The sequence below is a fragment of the Faecalibacterium sp. DFI.5.82 genome, from assembly GCF_029076575.1.
In the GTDB taxonomy this organism is placed as follows: domain Bacteria; phylum Bacillota; class Clostridia; order Oscillospirales; family Ruminococcaceae; genus Faecalibacterium; species Faecalibacterium duncaniae.
In genome coordinates this window covers 1-312 of record NZ_JARFIS010000482.1, presented here as the reverse complement: position 1 = coordinate 312, position 312 = coordinate 1, and the positions used below count along the sequence as shown (strand labels likewise).

The following is a 312-nucleotide window of genomic DNA, read 5'->3' as shown; positions in this document are numbered from 1 at the left end:
GTCGCCGGTGTAAGCATGAACAGTGGACATGATGCCGGCGACCAGATGATCCTGGATGGTCCTCAGCGCAAGGGCGACCTGCGCCGTGCTCGTGCTGGCGCACAGAACATCGTTCCCAACAGCACCGGCGCTGCTAAGGCTATCGGCCTGGTCATCCCCGAGCTGAACGGCAAGCTGATCGGCTCTGCTCAGCGTGTGCCCGTTCCCTCCGGTTCTACCACCATCCTGGTTGCCGTTGTCAAGGGCAAGGATGTCACCAAGGAGTCCATCAATGCTGCTATGAATGCTGCTACTTCTGAGTCCTTCGGCTAC

General features: G+C 59.6%; 1 pseudogene. It reads left to right on the top strand.

The features are described 5' to 3' along the window. A pseudogene (locus P0G09_RS17520) lies at positions 1–312 on the top strand (type I glyceraldehyde-3-phosphate dehydrogenase); the annotation flags it as partial.